Source organism: Bacteroides pyogenes DSM 20611 = JCM 6294 (genome assembly GCF_000428105.1).
In the GTDB taxonomy this organism is placed as follows: Bacteria; Bacteroidota; Bacteroidia; order Bacteroidales; family Bacteroidaceae; genus Bacteroides; species Bacteroides pyogenes.
Window position 1 is genome coordinate 42,159 of the sequence record NZ_ATZH01000033.1, and the last position, 7,984, is coordinate 50,142.

The 7,984-nt window shown below is 46.1% G+C and carries 4 protein-coding genes; 3 read left to right on the forward strand and 1 reads right to left on the reverse strand.

The window, feature by feature from the left end; translation table 11 throughout:
* Positions 1–357 precede the first annotated feature (357 nt).
* Both C234_RS0109420 and C234_RS0109430 read left to right on the forward strand, forming a co-directional pair.
* On the forward strand, positions 358–2,292 hold the full coding sequence (locus tag C234_RS0109420; RefSeq protein WP_021646857.1) for a heparinase II/III domain-containing protein: 1,935 nt from the start codon (positions 358–360) through the stop codon (positions 2,290–2,292).
* Positions 2,293–2,584: 292 nt separating this feature from the next.
* Positions 2,585–3,286 (forward strand): DUF4627 domain-containing protein, encoded by a 702-nt coding sequence (locus C234_RS0109430; RefSeq protein WP_021646855.1) that lies wholly within the window; start codon positions 2,585–2,587, stop codon positions 3,284–3,286.
* 390 nt (positions 3,287–3,676) lie between these two features.
* On the opposite strand, the gene C234_RS17800 is transcribed toward C234_RS0109430, so the two are convergent.
* Complete coding sequence (locus C234_RS17800; RefSeq protein WP_162830788.1) at positions 3,677–3,814, reverse strand: hypothetical protein; 138 nt, start codon at positions 3,812–3,814, stop codon at positions 3,677–3,679.
* Between the two features lie 296 nt (positions 3,815–4,110).
* Here C234_RS17800 and C234_RS0109440 point away from each other — a divergent pair, with 296 nt between their 5' ends.
* Positions 4,111–6,888, forward strand: coding sequence for a transglutaminase domain-containing protein (locus C234_RS0109440; RefSeq protein WP_027325558.1), 2,778 nt, complete (start codon positions 4,111–4,113; stop codon positions 6,886–6,888).
* Positions 6,889–7,984 lie beyond the last annotated feature (1,096 nt).

Genomic DNA, 7,984 nt, shown 5'->3' on the forward strand with positions numbered 1-7,984 from the left:
AGACAGCGTTTCTGGTCCTGTTATTCGCTGGCTCTTTTCCCTGTAAAACACTTCTGTCCGCCAGACTCGGAGGTTTTTCTTCATTGTAAGAACACTGCCGTTTGTCAAACTCGCAGGCTTTCTGCCCTATAAAAACACTGTTGCTCATCCAACCCACGAGGCTCTCTCCATCATGAAAAAACTCGTTGCTTGCCACAGCGGGAACTTCCATTTCGGGCAGACAAAACCCTTGTCAGGACGCTTCGAACGCCCGGACCCGGTCGTTTGTACTATTTTGCCATCAGGTTCGTATGATTTCTTCACCTTATATTATATAGGAACTCTTATCTTTGTGCTGTTTAAAATCTATATAATATCATGAATCGAACGAAACATTGGCTATGTATTCTGTTGCTGGCGGTTGCGGGAAGCTTGTCTTTCAAGGCCTACGCTTACACCGAGCGCAACATGCTGCAACGGGCGGCAGACGAAGCAACGTTGAAAAACGTATTGGTAATGAAGCAGGCTTGGGTGGCGTATCCGGCTTATACAGACCGGGCGGCATGGGACTCTCTGATGGGGGACAACAAGCAAAAGCTGATTGCAAACGGGGAGAAATACTTGTCTTACCAGTGGAAATCGATCCCTGCTACTGCTTATCTGGCGTACGAACGCACCGGAGACCGCAATGTGATGCAGCAGCCTTACGAAGCCAACCGATTGGCTCTCAACGCGCTGATGCTTGCCGAACTTGCCGAAGGGAAAGGACGTTTCATCGACCAATTGCTGAATGGAGCGTTTTTCAGTTGCGAGATGACTTCGTGGGTGCTTTCGGCTCACTTGCCCCGTCAGAGCAGCAAGCGGTCGCTACCCGACTTTCGTGAACAGATCATCGACTTGGGGTCGGGCGGATACGGAGCTTTGATGGCATGGGTACACTACTTTTTCCGCAGTTCTTTCGATAAAATCAATCCGGTCGTTTCGCTGCAAATGCGCAAAGCAATCAAGGAGCGTATACTCGATCCTTATATGAATGACGATGAGATGTGGTGGATGGCGTTCGGTTGGAAACCGGGCGAAATCATCAACAACTGGAACCCGTGGTGCAACTCCAACGTCCTGCTTTGCTTTCTGTTGATGGAGAACAACAAGGACAAACTGGCGAAGGCGGTGTATCGTTCCATGCAGTCGGTCGATAAGTTTATCAACTTCGTAAAGTCCGACGGGGCCTGCGAAGAAGGTCCTTCTTACTGGGGACATGCCGCCGGCAAACTGTTCGACTACCTCGAAATCCTTTACCAAGGAACGGGAGGAAAGGTTTCTTTATTCCACGAACCGATGATACGGAGGATGGGCGAGTACATTTCACGCTCTTATGTGGGCAACGGTTGGGTGGTGAACTTTGCCGATGCGTCCGCTCAGGGCGGGGGAGATCCTATTTTGATCTATCGGTATGGAAAGGCGGTGGGCAGCGATGAAATGAAGCACTTCGCCGCTTACCTGCTCAACGGGAGGAAACCGTATGCTACGATGGGCAACGATGCTTTCCGCTCGCTCGAATCGTTGCTCTGCTGCAACGAGCTGGCGCAGACTGCACCCAAGCACGATATGCCCGATGTGACTTGGTATCCCGAGACCGAATTTTGCTACATGAAGAGCAAACAAGGCCTGTTTGTGGCCGCCAAAGGAGGTTTCAACAACGAGAGCCATAACCATAATGATGTGGGAACGTTCTCTTTCTACGTCAATACCATCCCCGTATTCATCGACGCCGGGGTGGGAACATACACTAAACAGACATTCAGCAAAGAGCGTTACACGATCTGGACGATGCAGAGCAATTACCACAACCTGCCTGTGATTAACGGAGTTGGCGAGGCATTCGGGCAGGAGTACAAGGCGACGAACGCTGTTTGCAACGCCGGAAAGCGGACTTTCTCTTTGGATATCGCATCGGCATACCCGTCCGAAGCAAAGGTGAAAAGCTGGGTGCGCGGGTATACTCTCGACGATGCCAAGCTCACCATCACCGACCGTTACGAGCTTAGCGAGGCGGTAGTTCCCAATCAGTTCAACTTCCTCGTTTGGGGTGAAACGTCTTTCCCGTCGGCAGGCAGAATCGTCGTCGAGGTGAAAGGGCAGAAAGTGGAGATGGAATATCCGTCTCAATTCAGACCCGAACTCGAAACGATAAAGCTCACCGATCCGCGCCTTTCGAACGTATGGGGAAAGGAAATCTACCGCATTACACTGAAAACGGATGAGAAACGGTTGAGCGGCAGTTACAGATTTGTTATTCGAAAAATAAAATAAGAAGCTGTCTCAACCTTCTGCAAAGAAGCTCTTGACTGGCGACTTCCTTTTGTTTTCATTCGTGCTTTGAGCAGCTTTTCCGCATGAAAGCGGTCGGCACTCCGCATGATTTGAATGATTTTCATTCTTCGGTTGAGCAGCTTTTTCGCCTCTGTTGGTTTGCGTTTTTCGTCGAATAGCCGACTGCCCGGCCTGTCACACGAACAAATCAGTCGCAACAGGTCGTCTCAAATCAAGGGGAGTAAGAATTGAAGCAACTTGCAAATAATAACCAGTTTTAAATGATATAAGTATGAAAAAAGTATTATTTTTTAGCCTTTTGGCTGCAATGGGAGCCGGAATCAGTGCTCAGAATCTGATTAATAACGGTAAGTTTGAAACCGAAGTGACTGCGAAAGTCACCAACCCGAACAAAGCAAACGAGGGTGAATGGTTTGTAATGAACAATGAAACGGAAGGCGCTACGACCATCTCATGGACGAAAACATCGGACACGGCCTATCCGAATGCGGTGAAGATGGATAATTCGGGAGCCGAGAAAAATCTTTCGTGGTACAAGGCTTTCTTGGGACAACGGGTGACGAAGGGGCTGGAAAGAGGAGTGTACGTGCTCACTTTCTATGCAAAGGCAGACAAGGAGGACACTCAGGTAGGGGTGTACATCAAACAGACGAACGAAGAAAAGAATGAGGCCGGCAAGGCGAACACCACATTCTTCGTGCGCAGAGATTATGATGCGGACGCGCAGCCGAATGCTTCGGGAGCGCAATACAACTTTAAGTTGAAGTCGGCAGGCAAATGGACGAAAGTGGTTGTGTACTACGATATGAGCCAGGTGGTGAATGTAATCAACAGCAAGAAAGCCAATCCCAATCTGGAAGTTACCGATACGGACGACGATGCAGCTATCCTGAAAGATTGCTACGTGGCTATCCTTGCTCAGGGCAAAGGGGCTGTCGTAGAAGTTTCGGATGTTTCGTTGAAAAAGAAATAAAGGCGCGGGTCGGGGATAGCCTTACCGCAACACACAGCGCGTACGGCAATCCCCGAAGAAAAAGGGGCCTTTAAAGAGCCGTTTTTGAAAAGATAGAACTTGCAGAAAGAAACGGTTGCTGCCTAAAAAACTTTTCACGTTTGCCTAAATGCGTTTTTTCTCAGGCAAACGTGAAAAGTTTTTTAGGCAGAGTTTTTTGTGCTTGTATGAAATATCGGCACTGAGACCTGCTCTTCGTGATACCGGTTCGTATGTGGAAAAGAGAGGCATGTCTTTCCATTTCATTCGCTTGTTCTACATGCCGGTTCATTGATTTGCGGCGTGTATAAAAAGAGAGCGAGGAATCTGAAAAGACTCCCCGCTCTCATTGTTATATTTCTGTGTGCTTAATTACATGGCAATCTGCTCGTTCAGCAGTTTTTGAAGTTTACCGTTTAAGGTTTGACACATAATACCGTTTCCCATTGCTTGATAGCGTTTGATGCGGTATTGTAACATCATGATTTTTTCATCTACATTCTTTTTCATAACTTTTTTCCTCTTTTTTTTGCTCTCCACGTTTTGAAGAGCGATTTTACTTTTGTTTCTTATTTACGTTGCAAATATACGATTCTTTTTCGGAATATATGCTATAAAACATACAAAATCGCTTTTTATTTTAGTTTTTTCTTGTTATAGAGGCTCAAATATAACGGATATTACATTTCTGTTACAATTATTTCCCATTTATTTTCCGGATGTTTTATTATGTCCTTATGATAAAATCTTGTAAATTTGTCGCTATTATTGCTATACCTTATTATATAATATAGATGCGTAGATATATGAAAACACTTGTTCGTCTTCTCCCTCTGTTTTTGCTTCCTTTCTTTCTCGGAGCTTGCAGTCAATCTCACTTCCTCAAAGAAGAGGCCTATCGCAATAAAGTGCTCGAGGATTTTGAACGAAAGAAAGAGGCTCTTCCTAACGGCGATTTATTTGCAATCTTTTCGCAAGCAGACCTTTCTGTTGCCGAAAGAGAGGCCTTGATGTTTCTTTATGCCTACATGCCGATAGGTGATTTGACAGATTACCCCGGCGAGTATTATTTGGAAAACTACCGTTTGTCGGAGCAGGCCCGAGCTGAAATGAGCTGGGGGAAGGATATTCCCGACAAGCTGTTCCGTCATTTTGTTCTTCCTGTTCGAGTGAATAATGAGAATCTCGACGACTCGCGAAGGGTGTTTTATCAGGAGTTGAAGGAGCGAGTGAAAGGGCTTTCCATGAAAGAGGCTATTCTCGAAGTAAATCATTGGTGTCATGAGAAAGTGGTATATCGCCCGAGCGATGCGCGGACCAGCTCTCCGCTTGCTTCGGTGAAAACAGCTTACGGGCGTTGCGGAGAAGAGTCTACATTCACTGTAGCGGCTTTGCGGTCGGTCGGTATTCCTGCTCGTCAGGTCTATACTCCCCGCTGGGCTCATACCGATGACAATCACGCATGGGTAGAAGCATGGGCTGACGGAGAATGGTATTTCTTCGGAGCTTGCGAGCCGGAGCCGGTCTTGAATCTGGGATGGTTCAATGCACCTGCCAGCCGGGGAATGTTGATGCATACCAAAGTGTTCGGACATTACGATGGTCCTGAAGAGATTATGCGTGAAACCTCCAATTATACCGAAATCAATGTGATAGACAATTATGCCCCGACAGCGAAAGTGACGGTTCGGGTTACCGATGAGAAGGGTGCGGCAGTAGCAGGGGCGAAGGTAGAATTTAAGGTTTACAACTATGCCGAGTTTTATACGGTTGCCGCCAAGCATACCGACACGGAAGGAAAAGCTGCGCTGACAGCGGGAAAGGGAGACATGCTGGTATGGGTCTCTAAGGACGGCAGATTCGGTTATCGAAAGGTTTCGTTCGGTAAAGAAGATACTGTGGAAGTGGCGTTAGACCGTAAGGAAGGGGATGCTCATACGTTGGAACTGGATATAACTCCTCCTGCCGAAGGAGCGAATTTGCCGGAAGTCTCTCCCGAAATGCGTGCGGAAAACGACCGAAGATTGGCGCAGGAAGATTCTATACGGAATGCGTACGTGGCTACCATGATGACGGAGGAGCGGGCGGAAGCTGCTTTGAAAGAGGTAGACCTTGCTTCGAACACAAGGAGTAGCATGGTGAAGATGCTGGTTGCTTCCAGAGGCAACTATCAGACGTTGCTCGATTTTGTCCAAACGGCTCAGACCCAAGATAAGCAGGAACTTGCCGTCGAACTTCTTCAGGCGCTTTCTGCGAAAGATTGGCGGGATGTGTCGGCAACTGTGTTGGAGGATATTATTCGTCATGCGCCTGACCCCCGGAAAGTGGGGATGGCAGCAAGTGTCAGGGTGGCTAATCAGCGCGTGGCCAATGAAATGTTAACGCCTTATCGCGGATTTTTCAATAATGTGATTCCGCAGGCCGATGCCGAAGCATTCGTTAAGAACCCCGTCCGCTTGGTGGAATGGTGTAAGGAAAACATTAAGATTGATAATGGCTTGAACTCGCAGCGCATTCCAATCTCTCCGGCAGGCGTGTGGAAAGCGAAGGTAGCCGATGAAAAATCTCGTGATATCTTTTTTGTGGCGATGGCTCGCACACTGGGTATACCGGCATGGATTGATGAGGTAACGGGTAAGGTGCAGTATATGGATGAAAATCCTTTTATGGAGAATGGGAAAGAAGTCCGGTTGAAAGAAGGGCGGCTTTTTGATGTGGATTTCTTGGAAAGTGTTCCGTCGCAGGCTTCTGCTGGTCTTGTGTCCGCGACATACAAACCCGTTCCTTCTTTAGACGATCCGAAATATTACTCTCATTTTACGCTATCTGTTTTTAAAGACGGTACTTTCCGGTTGTTAAACTATGACGAGGGCGATGTTGATATGGGTGGTGGTGCGACTTGGGCTAATCTGTTGAAGCGGGGAGCAAGACTGGATGCGGGATATTATATGCTCGTCACCGGAACCCGTCTGGCCAGCGGTGCGGTTCTCTCGCGTCTTTCTTTCTTTAATGTAGCGAGTGGAGGAAGAACTGTAACTGATTTGGTGATGCGCGAGAGTAAGGATGCCGTGCAGGTTATAGGCAGTTTCAATTCGGAGTCTCTGTATCGTCCGATAGGTACGGATAAGGCAAATCAGACAAGTGCTTCTTGTGGAAGCGAACCAAATGAAACGGCAGGAGAATGTTCTTCCCGAAGTCTCTTACAGGCTTGCGGGCGTGGATATTTTGTGGTCGGAATTTTAGGAGTAGGACAGGAGCCTACCAATCATGCGTTGAGGGATATTGCTGCCCGGAGTGCCGAGCTTGAAAAATGGGGACGGAAAATCGTTCTTCTTTTCTCGTCTGAAGAGCAATACAAGAAGTTCCGCCCCGATGAGTTCCCGGGGTTACCCTCTACTATTATTTATGGTATCGATATCGACAATAGTATCCGGAAGCAGATTGTGACTTCCATGAAGCTTTCCGGTCAAACAAATCTTCCACTGTTTATCATCTCCGATACGTTCAACAGGGTGGTTTTTGTTTCGCAAGGATATACTATCGGATTGGGAGAGCAATTGCTTAAAGTGATTCACGGACTTTAAATAGAACGGATGCTTTTTATGGTGTTCATCGGGAGTTGCTGCATATAAGCCGTTTGGCAGTTATAAGAGATCGAGGATATAGTGTGCATTAGTCGTTGGAGTTGCCGCATACAAGCCGTTTGGTAGTTATAGGTAGAGCGGATGAATTTCATAATATTCATCGGGGTGGTGGTTATGAGTTATTCGGCAGTTAATTATGTAAAACCGATGAACTTTATAATATTGATGGGGAGTTGTTGGTCATAAGCCGTTTGGCAATTAGTAAGTGAAACGAATGAGCTTTATAATAATAGGTGGAAAGGCTTAGGGAATGGAGTAAAACATTCCCAGCCGGTTCTTTTTACATAAAACTTTTGTTTCTTACAATTGAAAAGATAGATGCAGTGAGTGTTTTCATAAATGTAAATGTTGAAGTATGCAAGAATGATTCAGGCAACTGTGGATTACAGTTACAGCTTTTCATGTAAGATATTCAAGTGTGGCAGATTGATTTTACAGCTTTATTTTTGTAGTAATATGTGATTTTTCTCATTGATGTCAACCTATAAGTTTAGTACTTTGTATTATTTATGTTCGTTTCGGCTTACTACCTTGGTAATAGCTTTTTATCATTATTTGAAGATTTAAATAGTATTGCTGTTGAAGAGGTAATAAATCGATTTTTCTTCTTTTGATTGTTCTTGCTCACACACCTTGTTTGTTCTGCCGGGGGGCAACAACAGGCGAGTAGATAGCTTGGCTTTCTTTTATCTCCTTTCTCATCTTCCTGTCCTTTAGACTCTTATGTTTTTCTTTTTGATTTTCTTCAAAAAAACTCCTTTGTATATTTGGATGTTGTTTTAAAAGTTTCTACTTTTGCACCCGCTTTCCCGGCGTGGGAGGGCTTTCTAGAGTTGACATGTTGCAAAAGCCCGGTTTCGGTTTGATATTCTGTTTTTCCCCATTTAAAAAAAACTCCCCATTAAAATTTGGAGTTATGGGAATAAAATGCTTATCTTTACCGTCCGTGCGGCAAAGGATGGGTTCTTTTCCCGCTTTTTCTTTGTCCGGGTTGTCTTTATCTTTCTTACAGAGAGTTTTACGGGGCTTCCGAAAA

Excerpts from the sequence above, each read along its gene's own strand:
- C234_RS0109420 (WP_021646857.1), top strand. The coding sequence starts at position 358 with ATGAATCGAACGAAACATTGGCTATGTATTCTGTTGCTGGCGGTTGCG.
- C234_RS0109430 (WP_021646855.1), top strand. The coding sequence starts at position 2,585 with ATGAAAAAAGTATTATTTTTTAGCCTTTTGGCTGCAATGGGAGCCGGA.
- C234_RS0109440 (WP_027325558.1), top strand. The coding sequence starts at position 4,111 with ATGAAAACACTTGTTCGTCTTCTCCCTCTGTTTTTGCTTCCTTTCTTT.
- C234_RS17800 (WP_162830788.1), bottom strand. The coding sequence starts at position 3,814 with ATGAAAAAGAATGTAGATGAAAAAATCATGATGTTACAATACCGCATC.